Source organism: Streptomyces sp. NPDC001709 (assembly GCF_053596375.1).
Window position 1 is genome coordinate 63,545 of record NZ_JBSFGB010000006.1, and the last position, 17,056, is coordinate 80,600.

At 68.4% G+C, this 17,056-nt stretch carries 25 protein-coding genes and 1 other RNA gene; 22 read left to right on the forward strand and 4 right to left on the reverse strand.

All coding sequences use genetic code 11. The annotated features are described in order from the left end of the window. The first annotated feature begins 716 nt into the window (after nt 1-716). The 21 genes from ACWC0C_RS11080 (at nt 717) to ACWC0C_RS11180 (ending at nt 10,490) form a co-directional block, all read left to right on the forward strand. A complete protein-coding gene (locus ACWC0C_RS11080) occupies nt 717-1,121 on the forward strand; it encodes a hypothetical protein (RefSeq protein ID WP_450863307.1) in 405 nt (134 codons plus the stop codon). Between the two features lie 85 nt (nt 1,122-1,206). Further along, entirely contained in the window at nt 1,207-1,833 is a 627-nt protein-coding gene (locus ACWC0C_RS11085) for a hypothetical protein (protein ID WP_450863308.1), read from the forward strand. Nucleotides 1,834-1,906: 73 nt separating this feature from the next. Beyond that, an RNA gene (locus ACWC0C_RS11090) (hammerhead ribozyme type II) lies at nt 1,907-1,973 on the forward strand. 28 nt (nt 1,974-2,001) lie between these two features. Further along, nucleotides 2,002-2,469, forward strand: coding sequence for a hypothetical protein (locus ACWC0C_RS11095; protein ID WP_450863310.1), 468 nt, complete (start codon nt 2,002-2,004; stop codon nt 2,467-2,469). Between the two features lie 33 nt (nt 2,470-2,502). Beyond that, complete coding sequence (locus tag ACWC0C_RS11100; RefSeq protein WP_123995353.1) at nt 2,503-2,748, forward strand: hypothetical protein; 246 nt, start codon at nt 2,503-2,505, stop codon at nt 2,746-2,748. A gap of 74 nt (nt 2,749-2,822) precedes the next feature. Beyond that, nucleotides 2,823-3,362: an antirestriction protein ArdA gene (locus ACWC0C_RS11105; RefSeq protein ID WP_450863312.1), complete on the forward strand. Its 540-nt coding sequence runs from the start codon at nt 2,823-2,825 to the stop codon at nt 3,360-3,362. 32 nt (nt 3,363-3,394) lie between these two features. Then, nucleotides 3,395-3,682 (forward strand): hypothetical protein, encoded by a 288-nt coding sequence (locus tag ACWC0C_RS11110; protein WP_450863314.1) that lies wholly within the window; start codon nt 3,395-3,397, stop codon nt 3,680-3,682. Further along, the gene (locus ACWC0C_RS11115; RefSeq protein ID WP_450863315.1) at nt 3,679-3,921 is read left to right on the forward strand and encodes a hypothetical protein; all 243 of its coding nucleotides are present in this window, start codon (nt 3,679-3,681) and stop codon (nt 3,919-3,921) included. Before ACWC0C_RS11110 ends, ACWC0C_RS11115 begins: the two co-directional genes overlap by 4 nt. A gap of 54 nt (nt 3,922-3,975) precedes the next feature. Beyond that, on the forward strand, nt 3,976-4,161 hold the full coding sequence (locus tag ACWC0C_RS11120) for a hypothetical protein (protein WP_450863316.1): 186 nt from the start codon (nt 3,976-3,978) through the stop codon (nt 4,159-4,161). A 17-nt stretch (nt 4,162-4,178) separates the two neighbouring features. Then, nucleotides 4,179-4,424, forward strand: coding sequence for a hypothetical protein (locus ACWC0C_RS11125; protein ID WP_450863318.1), 246 nt, complete (start codon nt 4,179-4,181; stop codon nt 4,422-4,424). Nucleotides 4,425-4,454: 30 nt separating this feature from the next. Further along, nucleotides 4,455-4,862, forward strand: a complete 408-nt coding sequence (locus tag ACWC0C_RS11130) for a hypothetical protein (RefSeq protein ID WP_450863320.1) — start codon at nt 4,455-4,457, stop codon at nt 4,860-4,862. Between the two features lie 75 nt (nt 4,863-4,937). Further along, nucleotides 4,938-5,519 carry a hypothetical protein gene (locus tag ACWC0C_RS11135; RefSeq protein WP_450863322.1) on the forward strand — a complete coding sequence of 194 codons (582 nt, stop codon included), beginning with the start codon at nt 4,938-4,940 and terminating at the stop codon, nt 5,517-5,519. A gap of 16 nt (nt 5,520-5,535) precedes the next feature. Continuing rightward, entirely contained in the window at nt 5,536-5,862 is a 327-nt protein-coding gene (locus ACWC0C_RS11140; RefSeq protein ID WP_450863324.1) for a hypothetical protein, read from the forward strand. Nucleotides 5,863-5,937: 75 nt separating this feature from the next. After that, nucleotides 5,938-6,642 (forward strand): hypothetical protein, encoded by a 705-nt coding sequence (locus ACWC0C_RS11145; protein ID WP_450863325.1) that lies wholly within the window; start codon nt 5,938-5,940, stop codon nt 6,640-6,642. An 18-nt stretch (nt 6,643-6,660) separates the two neighbouring features. After that, on the forward strand, nt 6,661-7,224 hold the full coding sequence (locus tag ACWC0C_RS11150; protein WP_450863327.1) for a deoxynucleotide monophosphate kinase family protein: 564 nt from the start codon (nt 6,661-6,663) through the stop codon (nt 7,222-7,224). 29 nt (nt 7,225-7,253) lie between these two features. Then, nucleotides 7,254-7,694 carry a hypothetical protein gene (locus ACWC0C_RS11155; protein ID WP_450863329.1) on the forward strand — a complete coding sequence of 147 codons (441 nt, stop codon included), beginning with the start codon at nt 7,254-7,256 and terminating at the stop codon, nt 7,692-7,694. A 19-nt stretch (nt 7,695-7,713) separates the two neighbouring features. After that, on the forward strand, nt 7,714-7,965 hold the full coding sequence (locus ACWC0C_RS11160; protein WP_450863330.1) for a hypothetical protein: 252 nt from the start codon (nt 7,714-7,716) through the stop codon (nt 7,963-7,965). Between the two features lie 22 nt (nt 7,966-7,987). Continuing rightward, entirely contained in the window at nt 7,988-8,230 is a 243-nt protein-coding gene (locus ACWC0C_RS11165; protein ID WP_450863331.1) for a hypothetical protein, read from the forward strand. A 60-nt stretch (nt 8,231-8,290) separates the two neighbouring features. Then, nucleotides 8,291-8,986 carry an FAD-dependent thymidylate synthase gene (gene thyX, locus ACWC0C_RS11170; protein ID WP_450863637.1) on the forward strand — a complete coding sequence of 232 codons (696 nt, stop codon included), beginning with the start codon at nt 8,291-8,293 and terminating at the stop codon, nt 8,984-8,986. Beyond that, on the forward strand, nt 8,983-9,165 hold the full coding sequence (locus ACWC0C_RS11175) for a helix-turn-helix domain-containing protein (protein ID WP_123995340.1): 183 nt from the start codon (nt 8,983-8,985) through the stop codon (nt 9,163-9,165). Before thyX ends, ACWC0C_RS11175 begins: the two co-directional genes overlap by 4 nt. Before the next feature lie 44 nt (nt 9,166-9,209). Continuing rightward, complete coding sequence (locus ACWC0C_RS11180) at nt 9,210-10,490, forward strand: tyrosine-type recombinase/integrase (protein ID WP_450863333.1); 1,281 nt, start codon at nt 9,210-9,212, stop codon at nt 10,488-10,490. A gap of 216 nt (nt 10,491-10,706) precedes the next feature. Here the strand turns inward: ACWC0C_RS11180 and ACWC0C_RS11185 are convergent, their stop codons facing one another. The 4 genes from ACWC0C_RS11185 to ACWC0C_RS11200 all read right to left on the reverse strand — a co-directional run bounded on the left by ACWC0C_RS11185 (nt 10,707) and on the right by ACWC0C_RS11200 (nt 15,859). Next, nucleotides 10,707-11,288, reverse strand: a complete 582-nt coding sequence (locus tag ACWC0C_RS11185; protein WP_450863335.1) for a Uma2 family endonuclease — start codon at nt 11,286-11,288, stop codon at nt 10,707-10,709. A 294-nt stretch (nt 11,289-11,582) separates the two neighbouring features. Then, a complete protein-coding gene (locus ACWC0C_RS11190; RefSeq protein ID WP_450863337.1) occupies nt 11,583-12,929 on the reverse strand; it encodes a SufS family cysteine desulfurase in 1,347 nt (448 codons plus the stop codon). Next, complete coding sequence (locus tag ACWC0C_RS11195) at nt 12,916-14,295, reverse strand: family 2B encapsulin nanocompartment shell protein (protein WP_450863339.1); 1,380 nt, start codon at nt 14,293-14,295, stop codon at nt 12,916-12,918. The genes ACWC0C_RS11190 and ACWC0C_RS11195 overlap by 14 nt, the downstream gene beginning before the upstream one ends. Nucleotides 14,296-14,692: 397 nt before the next feature. Next, a complete protein-coding gene (locus ACWC0C_RS11200; protein WP_450863639.1) occupies nt 14,693-15,859 on the reverse strand; it encodes a serpin family protein in 1,167 nt (388 codons plus the stop codon). A gap of 272 nt (nt 15,860-16,131) precedes the next feature. On the opposite strand from ACWC0C_RS11200, the gene ACWC0C_RS11205 reads away from it, so the two are divergent. Then, nucleotides 16,132-16,884 (forward strand): GntR family transcriptional regulator, encoded by a 753-nt coding sequence (locus ACWC0C_RS11205; RefSeq protein WP_449195725.1) that lies wholly within the window; start codon nt 16,132-16,134, stop codon nt 16,882-16,884. Nucleotides 16,885-17,056: the final 172 nt, after the last annotated feature.

The following is a 17,056-nucleotide window of genomic DNA, read 5'->3' on the forward strand; positions in this document are numbered from 1 at the left end:
CCCCTCTTCCGTTGCCGGCTGGGTCATACCCCCACCCATCCCCAGGCGTCGGCGCAAGTCGGTGCGAGATCGAACGCAAGGGCAAGAGGCCGGTGGATTGGGTGTAATCGGACATGCGGTGACATACGTACACACAGCACCTCGCATCGGATGTACGTGGTCACAGTGTGAGCAATGACGCATGCATGCACGGATGAGACAGCGACAGACAGAGCGCGTGAGACACGCACACAGCAGGACGCGCAGTCGTCGACCAGACATGACGGACGTTGCACGCTGCCTGTCTGCCTGCCTGCGTCACGCGCACGCGTAGGGGAGGGCAGGCACGGCGTACGTACGGGCCGAATGGACAGGCACCCCGAGCAATGTGTTAAGGTGTGACCACACCGCACCGAACGGCACGGCAACGGGCCGAACGGGAAGGGCAGGCAGGACCGGGAAATCGCAGCTCACGCAAGGGGGTTGCGGATCGGACCGGGAAGCGTGTTAAGGTGTGACCACCGCAAGCTGAACGGGCCGCAAGGTCCGGGAGGGAAGCGACCGGCCAAGAGTCCGGGCGGTAGGACAATGGGAGTGCCTACCGCTGACCAGGCCAAACGCGAAACTCCGAACAGCGAGCATGGTAAAGTTGGAACCACGCCGAACCAGCCCGGTTCGGCCAAACAAAGCGGGCTGGTGTAAACTTGAGACCAGCCAAGCCTGAAGGGTAAGGTCACATGACCGAGTACGTGTTCTCCGACACCGACCGCCAGTACGGCAAGGCGGTGGGGGTCAAGAAGTCGGACGGCGACTTCCGGTGCTACGGGTGCGTCGACTTCAGCTTCTACGAGCGGAACGTCTCCGAGCAGGACGCCGAGGAGCGCTGCACCTACTGCGGCGGGTTCATCTTCATCACGGCGCAGATGGTCGCCGAGATCGAGGCCCCGAAGCCGGTCCGCCCGGTCAACCTCCAGAAGCGCGACGTGCAGCGGTTCGACCTGCTGTCCATCGCCTACAACCTGCGCAACCGCCTCGACGAGGTGTCCTTCGCCTACGACAAGGCGCGTCAGCGGATCGCGGAGCTGGAGGCCCAGCTCGCCGAGCGGGAGGACGCCGGGTTCGTCGAGACCGTCGACGCCTAAGCCCGAATGTAAACCTGTAACCAGGCCGCCCCTTCCCACACAGGGAGAGGGCAGGGGCGGCCCCCTCCCCTGAATGCGAGCACACATGTCGACCATCGTTGCCCCCTCCGACGCCCGCTGGTACCTGATGCTGATCGTCGAGGACGACAGGGGCGAGACGACGTACATCGACCACTACCTCGACGACGAGCCCGACGACGTGTGGGATTTCATCCCCGAGGGCTGGGATCTGCTCGAAGACGAGTCCGAGGAGATCATCCGAGGCGCGTACGACTGCGAGTGCTGCGGGATGCACATCATGAATGCCCGCGAGTGCCAGTCCTGTCGCGACTCCGAGTGCGACCCGGCCGAGACATGGCACTGCTTCTCGAATTACTGCGATGGCTCGGGGTGCACCTTCGAGGGCGAGTGCGAGCCGAACCATGAGGTCCGGGTCTGGCGTGAGAACGGCGACCTGGTGGGCCTGTGGGAGGTCGAGGCACAGGCGAACGGCCGGGTCCTGGTGACGCAGCGCGAGGGATACGAGCGCGACGCCGAGTCCCGCTTCACCTCGCTGTGGTCGGCCTGGCAGTACGCCCAGGGCTGCGCCGAGATGCACGCACAGATGCTCCGCGACGAGTGCGATTGCGGCGAGGACGACTGCGGCGTGATTCACGAGCACGGGATCTCCGTGCAGGAGGTCACCTCGAACAGCGATCTCGCACGGGCCTGACCCACCCCTGAACTGCCGTCCCTCCCTGACCTCCCCCTCTCGGGGAGGGGCGGCCCAACTCCCCCGGATGCAAAGGCGAAACACCCCGCATGGGGTGTCAGCGGGAGGCGGTTCCTCCCCTCTGACGATGCCAGCCCGCATCGAACCATCCCCGAACGTGAGGACTACATGAGCACGTCCCTGCCCGACGCGATCAAGGCTGCCGCCGGCATGGTGGACCAGCACCGCGGAGTGGTCTGCCTCGCCCTGTCGACCGACCGCGAGGAACTGCGACTCGCCGCCCAGCGATTCCGCAGCCGCGCGATTCACAACCTGGCCAACGAGTACGACGACGAGTCCGGCCTCGCGGGTCACGTGGGCACCGCGCTGACGAACCGCGTGAACACCCCGGCCTTCTGGGTCGAGCACCACTGGCAGACCATCTTGGCCGCCGTGGTCCGCCGGGAGGCGGCAGACCTCGCCCACCGCCGCTCGATCTTGAAGTGGCTGGGCTCGTACGAGGGCCCGACCGATGCGCCGGTCTTCAAGGTGCAGTCCTGGCAGTACAAGTCGGCCGGTCAGCGCGCCGAAGCGCTCGCCCAGGTCAAGGCCGCGCTTACCGCAGTGCGCGACGCCTCCACCCCCGCCGCTGCCTAACCCTTCCCCAGTCACTCGAAAGCGAGCCACATCATGATCAAGCCTGACGACCAGATCGCCTTCATCGCCCCCGAGTGCGGCGCGCTGTCCCTCCTCCTCCGGATCGGTGACGTGGTGGTCGCCGGATTCTTCGAGCCGCTCGAAGCCGACCCGCTCGCCCAGACGGTCATGTCCTTCGACCTGCCGACATACGAGGAGCGCGAGGCCGCAGCGAAGGCCCGGATCGACGAGGCCGCCATCGCTCACATCCTCGACGGCTGGGACCTGATCTCCGTCTGACCCCCGCCCATTGGCCGCCCCTGCCCAAACAGGGAGTGGGAGGGGCGGCCCCCTTACCGCGAAAGCGAGGACGCATGATCACGGCCCGTAAGGTCGACCCGCAAGTCTGGATCGGTTGCCTGGCCTGCTACAACGCCGGTCGCCTGGTGGGTGATTGGTACGCCGCCGACACGGCCGATCTGGTCACCCCGGCCGACCTGCACAAGCGGGAGACCTCCCACGAGGAACTGTGGGTGATGGACCACGAGGGTTTCTGCGGAGCCCTGGAGGGCGAGTGCTCGCCGTCCGAGGCGGCTGAGATCGCCGAGGCCCTGGCCAGCCTGACCGAGGACGAGGCCCAAGCGTTCGCCTGCTGGGTCGAGGTGTTCGGCGAGCAGTCAGACCGCGCGCACTGGATCGACAAGTTTCGCGACGCCTACCGGGGCTTCTACGACGACGAGGCGAGCTACGCCCAGGAGTGGGCCGAGATGACCTCCTCGGACGAGGACAAGGAGCGCATGACGCGCTGGCCCTTTAATGAGATCGACTGGACGAGGGCGGCCGAGGAGCTGTTCAGCGGCGGCCTGCACGCCGAAGAGGTGTCCGGCGGCATCCACGTCTTCTGGTCCAACTGACCCGCCCGGCTTCCACCGCACGGAGTGTAAACATGATGCCAACCATCCGGAACGCCGAGTCGATCGCGCTCGAAAGGATCAAGAACCTCGTCGCCGACGTGCTCAAGACCGCCCGAGAGGTCACCGCCTGGCGCAACGACTACGACCCAGGCACACAGGAGTGGTACACGCTCTGCAACCTCGCCGAGACCGCCGAGAGCCTCGCCCTGGCCCTGCCAGTCGAGATGCTCCCCGACAAGGAATGGCGCTACGTCAGCCCCGCCGAGTACGCGGCAGTCGACGAGCTGCTCGCCCTGCTCGAAGGGACCGAGGGCAAGTGAAGAAGCTCCTCCGCGCCATCGTCGCCGGATTCAGCGCCGCCGTCTTCCTGATCCTCGCCGACGCCGTGGGCGTCCACCACGAGCCGAAGCCTCCCCGGCACATCCCGACCTTCGACGAGCGCATGCAGAAGCAGGGACGCGTGCTCTGGGGCGAGATCGACGGACATGCCGACTGCTGGGCCCTGATCGGTGACACCTCGTACGTCACCTGCCGCGACGGCTACAAGACCACTTCCTGACGCAAGCGGCCCCTCCCACAGGGAGAGGGAGGGGCCACCCCAGAAAGGCTACCCGTGATCACGATCATCTGCGCCGAGTGCAACAAGGCCCCCTTCGGCGTCCAGCCCTCCGGCCGCTTCCGCTGCGACAACTGCGGCTCCGAGATCCTCCCCCGCGATCTGGTCTTCGACGAGGGCGAGGTCTGGGTCATCGACTCCGCCGGCACCCTCGGCTACCTCCCCGCCCCCGACCACGCCTGAACCGAAAGGCCCACCACATGAACGCCCAGCCGGACGGCCTGAAGAACCTCCGCGACCACATCGACCTGACCGAAGAGAAGGCCCAGATCGAAGCCGACATGAAGTACGCCGTGACCTTGGAGTTCGGCCCGTACCTCGGCTACCTCGCCCACTACGGCCAGAAGATCCGCACCCTCGCCGCTGCCTACCGACAGCACGAGATCGCACACCGAATCCTCGAACGTCACGCCGACGAGACCCTCGACCGCCTCAACAACGCCTGACCTCCCCAACTCGCCTGAAAGGCAGGACACATGACCGCCCCGTTCCTCGCTTCCTTCCTGCGCGCCACCCCGCGCAACCTGGAGAGCCTCCAAGCCGCCTGGGCCCGCATGACCGAACTCGGTTACGCCCCCCGCACCACTCCGGTCCCCGAGCCGGAAGGCTGCACCCGCACCCGATGCGCGGGCGCCCACCACGGCTACCCCGGCAGCGAACACCGCTGGGCCCTGGTCGACGAGCTGTGCGACGCCGAGATCGAGGTCTACTACTCGCACATGCGGGACCGGAAGGGCGCCAACCCCGCACCGCCTCGCCGTCACAAGGGCTGCCCGTACTCGGGCTCGGCGAACGCCGCGAAGCGCGCCGCCCGATACGCCGAGATCGGCCGCCCGATACCCGCCTGGGACACCGAGGCCCTCGCCGCAGCCCCGGCCGCCTGATCACCTCTCGCACCACGGGCCGCCCTCGCACACAGGGAGAGCCGGGGCGGCCCCCACCCCACGAAGGAACCGAACATGACCGATGTACTCGCCACCACCGAAGACGGCCGCTTCCGCGTGCGCCTGGTGCTCGACGAGCACCCCGAGAACCCCCGCAACGACGCCGAGACGCTCGTCCACGTCATCACCATCGACACCCACCTCGGCCAGTACCACCCCGTCGACAAGGACGGCGGCCCGCTCGCCTGGGCGTGGGAGCGCCTGAAGTGGAACCGCTGGACCGGCGTGGACATCTTCACCCGCTACGTCTCGATCTACCACGGCGGGATCGTGCTGGAGTCCAGCCCAGAACGGGGGCCGCGCTCCCTCTGGTACGTGACCGGCGAAGAGGCCCGCGCCATCGACGGCGGCCTCCTCACCGAGGGATACGTCGAGGCCGAGATGCAGGAATACGAGGCATGGGCCGAGGGCGACGTGTGGGGCTTCGTGGTCGAGGAGCGCGTCGGCTGGACCCGTGACGACGACCCCGACGAGTCCATGGAGACCTGGGAGCACGTCGACTCCTGCTTCGGCTTCTACGGCAAGCCGTACGCCCGAGCCCAGGCCCGCGAGGCCCTCCGCTTCTACGCCGCGCGCCCCGCCGGCACCACCGTCTGACCCGAAGGGAAGTCCCATGAAGACGCACACCGACCGCCTGACCCTCTCGGACGGCGCGAGCATGCGAGTCCGCATCGAGCGCGGCCTCACGGGCGACGCCGTGTTCCACGAGCAGAACGCCAACAACCCACGCGGCGGAGGCCGGATCTACTGGAGCGGCGAGGGCCTCTACCTGATGTTCGGCGACGAGCTGCTCCGCATGCAGAACGCCCGCTTCGAGATGGCCCAGACCCTCTCCGACGCCGCCGAGAAGGCCCTCGCCTTCTTCGTCGAGTGCGCTGAGAACTGCATCCAGCACGCCAAGGCCGAGGGCATCCCCGTCCACGCCTGCTACGCCGCCTGACCGTCACGAGCACACCAGCCGCCCCCGTCCATACAGGGAGAGGGCAGGGGCGGCCCTCACAGAGAGCACACCACCATGAGCATGGACACCTTCAAGTACGCCGGGCACGTCGGCCTGTCCTTCGGCACCGTCACATTCGAGCGGTCGACCACCGAGCCCGACGACAAGCCGTGGGCTACTCCCGACCGGCCCTGGATCACCACCTACCGCGTGACCGGCCCCCGAATCCGCGGGACGGTCCAGATCGCCCCCGTCTACGACGAGCCGCTCGTCACCTGGCACACGAACGGTCCCAACGAGAACGCCTGGGAGTTCCTCCCGTCCGGCCTGTACGTCGGGTATGGCCGAGCCTCGTACGCGGCCTGCGAGGGCGACCTCGAAGTGTGGGGCTCGCGTCTGGCCGAGGGGCTGCACGTCTACACGAAGCGCGAGACGAAGCGCGACTTCTCGGTCCGCCGCCTGGAGACCGGCATCGGCGACTACCCGGCCCCGAAGGGAGTCCGCGACAAGACGCGCGAGCTGATCTGGGCCCTGGTCGAGCTGCACCAGGCCGACGCCGCTCTCGTCCACGAGAAGGCCGCCGCGCATACCCGTGCCCAGCGCGCCACCCGCACCTTCGATCTGCGCGAGGAGTACCGCGAGGTCGACCGGATGCTCCGCGAGCTTCAGGGCCGTCACGCCGACCTGCAAATGCGCCTGTCCCTCATGGAGGGCGCCTGGTCCTTCGAGACCGCCATCGACGAGGCAGCCCCGGCCGCCGCCGACACCACCTCCGCCTGACTGGAAAGGACAACTCCCGTGACCATTCCCCTGATTGGACTTGCCGGCGCCGCCCGCTCGGGCAAGGACAGCGCGGCTCAGGCCCTCCTCGACGCAGGCTGGTCCCGCCGGGCCTTCGCCGACAAGGTGCGCGACATCCTGTACGCGATGAACCCTGTCCTCGACGAGCCGTCCTACTCCGACGGGTTCACCACTCTGCGGTACGAGGTCGACCAGTACGGCTGGGACGCCGCGAAGGAGACGTATCCGGAGGTACGCCGCTACCTCCAGCGCCTCGGGACCGAGGGCGGCCGAGGAGTCCTCGGCGAGAACGTCTGGGTCGACGCCCTGTTCCGCGACTTCACGACGTGGGGCGCGACCGTCATCACCGACGTGCGCTTCCCCAACGAGGCCGAAGCTATCCGCGCCCATGGCGGCCTTGTCGTCGCGATCGAGCGGCCCGGCCAGGAGCCCATCCGAGAGGCAGGCCACGTCAGCGAGAACGCCCTCGCCGGGTACCTCTTCGACGACGTGATCCGCAACGACGGCACCTTGGCTCAGCTTCACGACCGCGTGATGCAGCTCATCCCGATCACCATGTAAACATGGAACCACCGTGTTAAGGTGGAACCATGCGAATCACCCCCCGCAAGGAAGAGGTCGAGGCCGTGAAGGCGCTCTTGGAGGACCCCACCTTCGAGAGCGCCGACCAGATGGCCAAAGCCCTGATCAAGGAGATGGGCGAGATCCTCCAGATGCGCGACTGGGTGGCCCTGGTCCACACCTGGAAGGACGGAAGCCGCGGGCTCAACTGGGCCCCGTTCGGCAACGAGGCCGAGGCGAAAGCCTTCGCCAACAAGCTCGCGATCGGGGGCACCGGCCGCCTGGTCAAGCTCTACGCCCCCGGCGTCACGCTCGCCAACATCGACGGCAAGAAGGGCTGGAAGGGCTGGAAGGGCTGGTGCTTCCACCCCGATTGCGGCCACGCCCCCTTCACCCACTCGCTTGCCGGCGCCGCCCGAGGCGCCTGTCAGATACCCACCTGCCCGTGCGACAAGTTCCGGGCGACATGACCGCAGAACGGATACCTCCATGACGAACGCACTCCGCGCCCCGAAGATGACCGAAGCCGAGATCGCCGAGCTGCGAGACCTCCGCCAGGGCAACCGTGTCACCGAAGCCTTCCTCGTCCGCCTTGCCGCCCACTACCTCAAGGCCGAGGCTGACGGGGTACTCAACCCGGCTCGCCACCTCGCCGAATACCTCGGCGTCCAGCGTCAGACGGTCCTCACCTACATGCGGATGGCCCGAAACAGTGGCCTGATCGCAAAGAAGCGTCCCTGATCAGCCAAGGAGAACCCTCCCCGTGAAGACCGTCGAGTTCCACACCTGCGACTGCTCCGACAAGCGAGCCTTCGGCGACCGCCGCGCCGCCGAGAAGGCCCTCGGCCGGGCCCAGGCCAAGCGCGACCGCCAGGCCCAGCGCTGGGAGGGTCGCCACCCGCAGAACCGTGAAAACCGCGTCTACCAGTGCGATTTCGGCATGTGGCACCTCACGAAGCAGTCCCGCCGCTCCTACGAGGAGCACGCCGCACGCAACGCGGCCTGAATGTAAACCTGAGACCAGAAAGGGTCAGCCGTGACCAGCCCCTTCAACCTCCGCTCCGACATGCGCGTCGAACTCGTCGACCACAACCTCTCGGACCTCGCCGTCGTACGGGCCGCCCGTGTCTCCACCCTCGGCGCCCAGGCCCGCCAGGACGAGACCGGCCGGACTCTGGCCGCCAGCGACGAGGGCCTGATCAAGTACCTCATGCGCGAGCGTCACGGCAGCCCGTTCGAGCACGGCAGTCTCACCCTGTACATCGAGGCCCCGATCTTCGTCTTCCGCGAATGGCAGCGCCACCGCATCGCCTCGTACAACGAAGAGTCCGCCCGCTACCGCGAGTTGAGGCCCGACTTCTACCTCCCCTCCGTAGGCCGCAACCTCGTCCAAACCGGCAAGCCCGGCCACTACCGATTCGAGCCCGGCACCCCAGAGCAGTTCGCCACCGTGGACGCCGAGCTGTTCCGCGCCTACGAGACCGCCTACCAGTCCTACGAGCGGATGCTCTCCGCCGGCATCGCCCGCGAGGTCGCCCGCGCAGCCCTCCCGGTCGGCATCTACAGCTCGATGTACGTCACCCTGAACCCCCGCGGCCTCATGAACTTCCTGAGCCTGCGTACCCACCGCGAGGACGCCGCCTTCGTCTCCAACCCTCAGCGCGAGATCGAGATGTGCGCCGAGAAGGCCGAGGCGATCTTCGCCGAGCTGATGCCGGTCACCCACGCCGCCTTCGAGGCGAACGGGCGGGTGGCGCCTTGACGGCAGGGGGGAGCAACCGGCTGCTGACCCCGGAAGAAGTGGCCGAATGGCTGAAGGTCAGCGACATCACCGTGCGGAACAAGTACCGCCACTGGGGGTTGAAGGCCCAGAAGGTGGGGCGGCTCCTGAGATTCCGCGAGCGCGACATCGTCGCGTACCTCGAAGACCACTACGGATAGCGGCACACCTGTGCCTGAAACAGAGACAAGAGATAGGGGGCCGCATGGCCACGGTGTTCCAGAAGTGCAAGACCGACCCGCAGAGCAAGGAGTACCCCTGCGACAAGGCGCGATGTGGGCACAAATGGACTGTCCGCTACAGAGAGCCTGGCGGCCGGACCGCGCGTCAGCGAGAGAAGACGTTCGACAAGAAGACCGGTCCGGACGGAGCTGACGCCTTCGCCTCCAAGGTCGAGCACGACAAGGGGATGGGGATCTACCTCGACCCCCAGCGTGGCGCTATAACGCTTCGGGCCTGGTCGCGGGAGTGGTTGGATCGGCAGATCCTCGCCGAGGGCACCCTGCGCAACTACGAGGGGTTCACGAAGAACCACCTCGTCCCCCACCTCGGCCGCAAGACTCTCGCCGGGCTCGCGAAGGCCGACTTCGAGCGCTTCGTAGCGGCGCTGCACCGCAAGGGCGAGGGCATGGCCGCTTCGACGATCAACGACCGGATGAAGTTCGTGGCCGCGATGCTTGAGGCTGCCGTCGTTGAGAAGCGCATATCCGAGAACCCAGCGAAGGGTGTCAAGATCCCTCGGACGAGTTCGCTCGCCGTGGACGAGGACGAGATTCCCAGCCTCGAAGAGGTCGAGCTGTTGGCGAAGCACATCTCGCCTCAGTACCGGCTGTCGATCTACTTGCAGTCGGGGGCTGGCCTCCGGATCAGCGAGACCCTGGCCTTCGCGAGCGAGTGCCGGCGGACCGACTTCATCCGCGTCCGCTGGCAGGTCAGCTCACAGGCCAACCGTGGGGACCGCCGTACGACCTTCGTCCCGCTGAAGCATCGGGCCGAGGGGGAGTACCGAGACATCCCGGTCGCTCCGTTCATCGACGAGGAGATCGACGCCCACTTGGAGCAGTGGGATTCGATCCCGGTTGCCTTCAAGGACAAGGCGGGCAAGGACCGACAGCTCGAAGTCTTCTTCGCCCCGCGTGAGCGAGGCAAGGGCACCATGCCCACGGCAACGACGTACGGCTACCACTTCAAGAAGGCATGTCGGGCCGCCGGTCTGGTCGACGTGAACGGCAAGCCGAAGTACACCCCGCACTCGCTGAGGCACTTCTTCGCGTCGACTGCTCTTGCAAACGGCATCCCGATCCACGAGGTCTCGCGCTGGCTGGGCCACAAGTCGATCAAGACCACCGTGGACATCTATGGGCACCTCGTTCCGGGTGCCTGGCACCGCTGCCGTGAGGTCATGCAGAATGCCATGAGGCCCGTGCCGGTGGAGGTCCCGAGCGAGGCTCCGCGAACCCCGGAGGGGTACGACGAAGTGGCCTAGGTGCTGACCTTGTTTTTCCGTGCTGATTCTGTGCTGACTTGGATCTCTCAGAAGCCCGTTTCCGCAGGTGAGAGCGTTGTGGTGGACGTTCCGCTTCAATGTGTGATCGCTGCTTTACCGAGCGCTAGGTGATTCGTCAAGCGCGCAGGTCGGAAGGGGCCGGGCTCTGGCGAGCCAGGCCCCTTCCGCGTTCCTGTGCTGACTTGGTGCTGACTTTCAGTTGCCCCGCGATGGGGTGAGCTTGTCGAGGTCCACGTTGATCTCGAAGGGCACAGGACGCTTGAGGGTGCCCCGGAAGATACCCGCCGGCGCGTAGACGCCGGTCGGTTCGTCGAGTTCGTAGACGTGCACGACAGGAGCGCCATCTTCTTCCTCGATGCACCAATAGTGCGAGATCTTGGCTTCTGCGTACTTGTGTAGCTTCACCGTGCGGTCACGGTGGGCGGATTCCGGTGAGACGACCTCGATGACGAGCCGGACCTCTTCCGGCGCGTACCACGTGCGGTCCGGGTCGTAGGGCGCGGTCGTCACCAGCAGATCCGGCTCCGGCCGGTTTCGCTCGTCGAGGCGGATCGTCATCTCCCGTTCGACCTCGAAACCGGCGGGCGCGGTGGCCATGAGTGTGGTGGTGAGGGAGGTGACAAGGCGGCCATGCCAGGACCGCTGGGGCGACATCATGAAGACGAGGGCTCCGTCGATCAGCTCGGTGTGGCGTGGCGCCTCGGGGAGGCGGTCCAGATCCTCCGCGAACCAGCCTTCCGCGCGCGGCGGGCGCATCCAGTCGGGCAGTGCGGTCATGGCTAAACCGTAGCGACTCGGCGAGGCCTGGGCCACGAGATCGTCAAGAGGCCACCGCCCTTCCTGGCTGTCCTGAAAACCCCGGACCTGCCGCCCGTGCTGATTCTGTGCTGACTTGGATCTCTCAGAAGCCCGTTTGCGCAGGTGAGAGCGTTGTGGCAGGCGTTCCCCTTCAACGTGTAGCGCATGGTGCACCACCACTTGGGCCTGACCCGACGGGCCCGCCCGTATGACCCTGGTCGGGGTCGTACGGGCAGGCCCTTGTGTGCCGGTCGGGGCGGTGAGCGCCCGGATTCAGGTGGACTGCAGTTCCAGCAGTGCCGACACCAGCCGGTCCACCTCCTCCCGCGTGTTGTACAGCGCCAGCGACGCACGGGCCGCCGAGTCGAGGCCGTAGTGGGCCAGGGCCGGCTGGGCGCAGTGGTGCCCGGCCCGGACGGCTATGCCGTCGTGGTCCAGCCAGTCGGCGATCTCGGCCGGGGTGTGGCCGGGCAGGGTGAAGGTCAGTACGCCGATCCGCTCGGCCGCCGCGCCCAGCACTTCGAGGCCCGGGACCTTGGCCAGGGCTTCCTGCGCGTAGGCCATCAGTTGCGTCTCGTAGTCCGCCACCGCCTTGCGGTCGAAGGCCGTCAGCCAGTTGAGGGCGGACAGCAGGCCGGCCACGCCGGAGATATGGCCGGTGCCCGCTTCGAAGCGGTGCGGGACCGGGGCGAACGTCGTCCGGCCGAAGCTCACCGACTCGATCATGTTGCCGCCCGACTGCCACGGCGCCATGGCCTGGAGGATCTCCGGTTTGGCGTACAGGGCGCCGATGCCCGTGGGCGCGTAGATCTTGTGGCCGGAGAAGGCGTAGAAGTCGGCGTCCAGGTCCGTCACGTCGACCGGGAAGTGCGCCACCGCCTGTGCCCCGTCCACCAGCACCTTCGCCTGGTAGCGGTGCGCCAGCGCCGTCATCTCCCGGACCGGCGGCACGGTGCCGAGGACGTTCGAGGCATGGCTGATGACCACGAGCCGGGTCCTCATGGAGAGCAGATCGGCGTACGCGTCCTGGTCGATGCCGCCGTCCGGCCGCAGGGGTACGGGCACGACGCGCGCGCGTGTCTCCTTGGCGACCAGCTGCCAGGGCACGATGTTCGCGTGGTGCTCCAGCACCGGCACCAGGACGTCGTCCCCGGGGCCGAGGTTGGCGCGCCCCCAGCTCTGCGCGACCAGGTTGATCGCCTCGGTCGTTCCCCGGACGAAGACGATGCTCTCGGGCGAGGGCGCGCCCAGGAACCGCGCGACCGCGGCCCGGCCCGCCTCGTACATCTCCGTCGCCTCGCGCGCCATCGTGTGCGCGCCCCGGTGGATGTTGGAGTTGGCGGAGGCGTAGAACGCCGCCAGCGCCTCGATCACCTGCCGGGGCTTCTGCGTGGTGGCGCCGTTGTCCAGCCAGATCAGCGGGTGGCCGTTGACCGTCCGGTGCAGGATCGGTACGTCCCGGCGGGCCACCTCGGGCGAGAAGCCCTGGGAGGCACCGGACGGCTGGGGAACGGCAGGAGCAGGAGCCAGGGCTTGGCCGGTGGGCTCGGGAACCCTCGTCAGGACCTGGGCAGTCGGCGCCGTCAGGCCGGGGAAGCCGGCAACGTCAGGAGTAGTCATGGTACTTGGACACCTCGACGTTCTGGAGGACCGCGAGCGCGTCCTCCACCAGCACCGCCGCGTTGAAGTACGCCGTCATCAGGTACGACGTGATGCCCTTCTGGTCCACGCCCATGTTCTTCATCGCCAGACCCGGCTCGACCTCGTCGGCGACGTTCGACGGCCGCAGGCCCACCACGCCCTGCTCGGCCTCGCCCAGCCGCATCAGCAGGATCTCGGTCGTCCCCACGCCCGCGCCCCCGGAGAAGCGCACCTTGTCCGACGGCAGCAGCGGCACTCCACGCCAGGTCAGCAGCGGGCTGCCGAAGCGGTTCTCGATCACCGGGGGCACGCCCCGGCGCGTACATTCGCGGCCGAACCCCGCGATCGCCTTCGGGTGGGCGAGGAAGTACGCGGGCTGCTTCCACACCCGCGTCAGCAGCTCGTCCAGGTCGTCGGGGGTCGGCGCGCCGGTGCGCGTCTGTACGCGCTGCCCCGGGGCGACGTTGTTGAAGAGCCCGAACTCCGGGTGGTACAGCATCGAGGCCTCCTGCCGCTCGCGCAGCGCGTGAACGGTGAGGTTGGCCTGGGCCCGCGTCTGGTCGATCGGCCCGTTGTAGAGGTCGGAGACGCGGGTGTGCACGCGCAGCACGGTCTGGGCGAGCGTCATGTGGTACTCGCGGGGCGCGTCCTCGTAGTCCACGAACGTCCCCGGCAGGTCCGGCTCACCCTCGTGCCCAGCGGTGAGGTCGACGGGGACCTCGGCACCGGCCATGACGTGGGCGCCGGCGACGTACGCGTCCACCGCGCCGCGTAAGGTCTCGTTCCGCTCGCCGAGCCGGGCGAGTTCCGCGCGGTCCAGGCAGAGGGCGGTGCCGGCGGTCAGCGCCTGCACCCGGTAGGGCATGGCCTCGGCGCGGGTCCACGCGCCGAGGTCGAAGAACTGGCCGTCGCCGATGACGTCGAGGAGCGCGTCCGCGCCGTACTGCCCGGTCGCGCGCTTCTCGGCGCGCCCGTGCACGATCACCCACAACCGGTCGGCAGGGGCGCCCTCCTGGGCCAGCACTTCGCCGGGTTCGAAGGTCACCTGCGTGAAAGCGCACGCCAGTTCCTCCAGCAGCGCGTCGTCCGCCTCGCGCAGGTACGGCAGTTCGCGGAGGTCGCCCGCGATGACGCGCGGCGCGCCGTCGTCGGTCGTGCTGATGCGGTCGTCGCCCAGGACGTACGTACGACGCCGGTTGACGCGGTAGACGCCCGACTCGACGTCCACCCAGGGCAGCGCGCGCAGCAGGTAGCGCGGCGTGATGCCGCGCATCTGCGGTGTCGTCTTGGTGGTGTTGGCGAGTTGCCGTGCGGCATCCGGGCCGAGGCTCAACCGCTCGCTCATGACGAACTCCTCCCAGGTAGGGGTGGGAACGAGGAGGGATCGTCGTCCTGTCGCCGGGTGGACCACAAGGGGGGTATTTATCGCAGATAGCATGAAGTGTCTGGATTACACGCCTTACGGGAATCGCGCGCCTGTCCGAGCGGCCCTTGTCGCCGCAGGCCGCAGCGTGCGAGGGCGGCAGGGGTTCTCTGTCCGGCTTGGGGCGGTGGTATCTATGAATCATCCATAGAGGGCCGAATTTCACCTCATATGAATGCTTTGTGAATCCCAAAGAGTCGGTTATTGTCTGTTGAAAGTGGTTGGCGCCGTAGCGTTATCGAAGTCCGGCGAAGTCGGTGTTCGGCGGTATCGAGAGAAATGCTCCTCCGCCCGCCTTGAACCCCCGCGAAAACCCCTCCTAAAGGGCCCTGGGGAAGCCCATGACCGGTTCCGGCGCCGGATCCGTCACCCAGCCCGCCACCAGCACCAGCCGGGACTCGCGGTCGACGGCGAGGAAGCCGAAGGGGCGGTCGAAGACGGCGCGGACGACCGTGGACTCGTACCGGTACTGCGGCGGCGCGCTCCCCGGCGCTGCCATCACGGCCGTCACCGCGGCCGCCCGGAAGCCCAGCGCGCCGAACTGGGCCACCGCGGACTGGCGGGCCTGGCCGATGGCGAGCGGGTAGTCACTGACGCCGGGGAAGTGGGCGTGCCGCGCGTCCGTCGCCGCCGTGAGCCCGAACAGCCCGGCCAGGGCGAGCAGATCGTGATCGGCGCGCACCTCGTACGCCACCGTCCGCACGTCCAGCGTCAGCGGTACCGGCTCGACGGCCGGCTGCTGCTCGACGTACAGGCCCGGCCCGACATGCCCGTGCGGCAGCGAGCCGCCGCCGGTGAGCGGCAGCGCCCGTTCCACGATCCCCACGCCGGCCGTGAGCACCTGACCCGGGGTCATCCGCTCCTCGCCGAGCACCAGGTGGACGTCCACGCCGTTGTCACCCGGCACCGTCAGCGCGGTGACGAACCCGTCCGGCGTGCTCGTCACACCGACCCGGTCCGGCCGAGGGCTCCGCCGGTGCAGCCCGCGCAGCGTACGGCCCTGCCAGGGACCGGCGTCCGGCGTGAGCGGCAGCTGGTCGAAGGGCTGCCGCCAGGTGGTGCGCAACGCGAGGGCGCTCGCCAGCACCATCCGCGCGTCCCGGGTCAGCGTCACGGGCATCCGCTCGACCAGCCCGCCGGTCCGCTCGGCCGCCCAGGCGTCCAGCCGCTCCTGCGCGGTGACGAGGTCGTCCCCGAACACGCCGTACGCCCCGGCCGGCAGCCCGGCCCGCCACTCCTCGCGCAGGGCGAGCGCGTGATGCGTCCACAGGCCGAGCGCGGCGTCCATCCCGGACACCGACGCGAGCGCCGCCAGCAACTCCCGTGCGGCACCCGCCGCCTGACCCGCCGGCACCCCGAGGGCCTCGCTCAGCTCCGCCCGCGCCGGTCCCGCCGCCCCGTCGGCCAGGAAGGCCAGCAGGGGCCACACCCCGGGCGCGGAGAACACCGTGCCCTCCGGCAGTGCATGCGCCCAGCGGGCCGTCATACCGTTCACTTGACGGACCGTCTCGGCGGTCACCTTGCTCACGCGTTCCCCTCCTGCTGATCCCCGACCCAGGAGCACGGTACCGGTGTCCACACCCCCGCCCTCCGGCCCGCCCATGGGTGTGAGCGCACCCATACGGGGGAGAAAGTGCCTGGGTAAAGCCCACCCCGGCCCCATGTCATCACATCGAGTGATTCTCTGGCCCTTGCTTGCATGGCACAACCCACGGTTGCCAGGCTGTTGCTGTCTGTACAACCTGATGGGAGCGGCCAGTGACTTTCGGTGAGCAGCCGGCGTACCTGCGTGTCGCGGGTGATCTCCGCAAGAAGATCGTCGACGGTTCACTGCCGCCCCACACCCGCCTGCCGTCCCAGGCCCGCATCCGCGAGGAGTACGGCGTCTCGGACACGGTCGCGCTGGAGGCCCGCAAGGTGCTGATGGCCGAGGGGCTGGTCGAGGGCCGCTCGGGCTCCGGGACCTATGTGCGCGAGCGGCCCGTGCCCCGCCGTGTGGCCCGCTCCGGATACCGCCCGTCCGGCGGCGCCACGCCGTTCCGGCAGGAGCAGGCGGACGCCTCGGTGCGCGGCACCTGGGAGTCCAGCAGCGAGCAGGCCGAGGCCGGCGCCGCCATCGCCGAGCGGCTCGCGATCGAGGTCGGCGACCGGGTCATGCGCACCAAGTACCTGTTCCGGGAGGCCGGCGAGCCGATGATGCTCTCCACCTCCTGGGAGCCCCTCGCCGTCACCGGCCGCACCCCCGTGATGCTCCCCGAGGAGGGCCCGCTGGGCGGCATGGGCGTGGCCGAGCGCATGCGCGCCATCGACGTCATCGTGGACAACGTCACCGAGGAGGTGGGCGCCCGCCCCGGCCTCGCCGAGGAACTCCACATCCTCGGCGGCGTCCCCGGCCACGTGGTCCTCGTCATCCAGCGCACGTACTACGCCTCCGGCCGCCCGGTGGAAACAGCGGACGTGGTGATTCCGGCGGACCGGTATCGGGTCGCCTATCACTTGCCGGTGAGGTGATCGGCCGAGTGTGTGCGCCCCTTGAGTGAGGTAGCGCACACCCCGGTGTGCCCCGCGGGCCGCCGGATGGGGCGCGTGACCTGGGACAGCGGGCGACCGGGGGCCGTAATTCGGCCGTTTTCGCTGGTGAACAGGGGTCACTCGGATATGCCCCCGACTCGGGACGGCGGCG

What these genes read in the sequence shown, in the direction of transcription:
- ACWC0C_RS11100 (WP_123995353.1), top strand. Translation starts at nt 2,503, where the DNA reads ATGATCAAGCCTGACGACCAGATCGCCTTCATCGCCCCCGAGTGCGGC.
- ACWC0C_RS11185 (WP_450863335.1), bottom strand. Translation starts at nt 11,288, where the DNA reads ATGACCGCACTGCCCGACTGGATGCGCCCGCCGCGCGCGGAAGGCTGG.
- ACWC0C_RS11190 (WP_450863337.1), bottom strand. Translation starts at nt 12,929, where the DNA reads ATGACTACTCCTGACGTTGCCGGCTTCCCCGGCCTGACGGCGCCGACT.
- ACWC0C_RS11085 (WP_450863308.1), top strand. Translation starts at nt 1,207, where the DNA reads ATGTCGACCATCGTTGCCCCCTCCGACGCCCGCTGGTACCTGATGCTG.
- ACWC0C_RS11135 (WP_450863322.1), top strand. Translation starts at nt 4,938, where the DNA reads ATGACCGATGTACTCGCCACCACCGAAGACGGCCGCTTCCGCGTGCGC.
- ACWC0C_RS11130 (WP_450863320.1), top strand. Translation starts at nt 4,455, where the DNA reads ATGACCGCCCCGTTCCTCGCTTCCTTCCTGCGCGCCACCCCGCGCAAC.
- ACWC0C_RS11080 (WP_450863307.1), top strand. Translation starts at nt 717, where the DNA reads ATGACCGAGTACGTGTTCTCCGACACCGACCGCCAGTACGGCAAGGCG.
- ACWC0C_RS11110 (WP_450863314.1), top strand. Translation starts at nt 3,395, where the DNA reads ATGATGCCAACCATCCGGAACGCCGAGTCGATCGCGCTCGAAAGGATC.
- thyX (WP_450863637.1), top strand. Translation starts at nt 8,291, where the DNA reads ATGCGCGTCGAACTCGTCGACCACAACCTCTCGGACCTCGCCGTCGTA.
- ACWC0C_RS11105 (WP_450863312.1), top strand. Translation starts at nt 2,823, where the DNA reads ATGATCACGGCCCGTAAGGTCGACCCGCAAGTCTGGATCGGTTGCCTG.
- ACWC0C_RS11160 (WP_450863330.1), top strand. Translation starts at nt 7,714, where the DNA reads ATGACGAACGCACTCCGCGCCCCGAAGATGACCGAAGCCGAGATCGCC.
- ACWC0C_RS11140 (WP_450863324.1), top strand. Translation starts at nt 5,536, where the DNA reads ATGAAGACGCACACCGACCGCCTGACCCTCTCGGACGGCGCGAGCATG.
- ACWC0C_RS11180 (WP_450863333.1), top strand. Translation starts at nt 9,210, where the DNA reads ATGGCCACGGTGTTCCAGAAGTGCAAGACCGACCCGCAGAGCAAGGAG.
- ACWC0C_RS11195 (WP_450863339.1), bottom strand. Translation starts at nt 14,295, where the DNA reads ATGAGCGAGCGGTTGAGCCTCGGCCCGGATGCCGCACGGCAACTCGCC.
- ACWC0C_RS11095 (WP_450863310.1), top strand. Translation starts at nt 2,002, where the DNA reads ATGAGCACGTCCCTGCCCGACGCGATCAAGGCTGCCGCCGGCATGGTG.
- ACWC0C_RS11145 (WP_450863325.1), top strand. Translation starts at nt 5,938, where the DNA reads ATGAGCATGGACACCTTCAAGTACGCCGGGCACGTCGGCCTGTCCTTC.
- ACWC0C_RS11155 (WP_450863329.1), top strand. Translation starts at nt 7,254, where the DNA reads ATGCGAATCACCCCCCGCAAGGAAGAGGTCGAGGCCGTGAAGGCGCTC.
- ACWC0C_RS11125 (WP_450863318.1), top strand. Translation starts at nt 4,179, where the DNA reads ATGAACGCCCAGCCGGACGGCCTGAAGAACCTCCGCGACCACATCGAC.
- ACWC0C_RS11200 (WP_450863639.1), bottom strand. Translation starts at nt 15,859, where the DNA reads ATGACGGCCCGCTGGGCGCATGCACTGCCGGAGGGCACGGTGTTCTCC.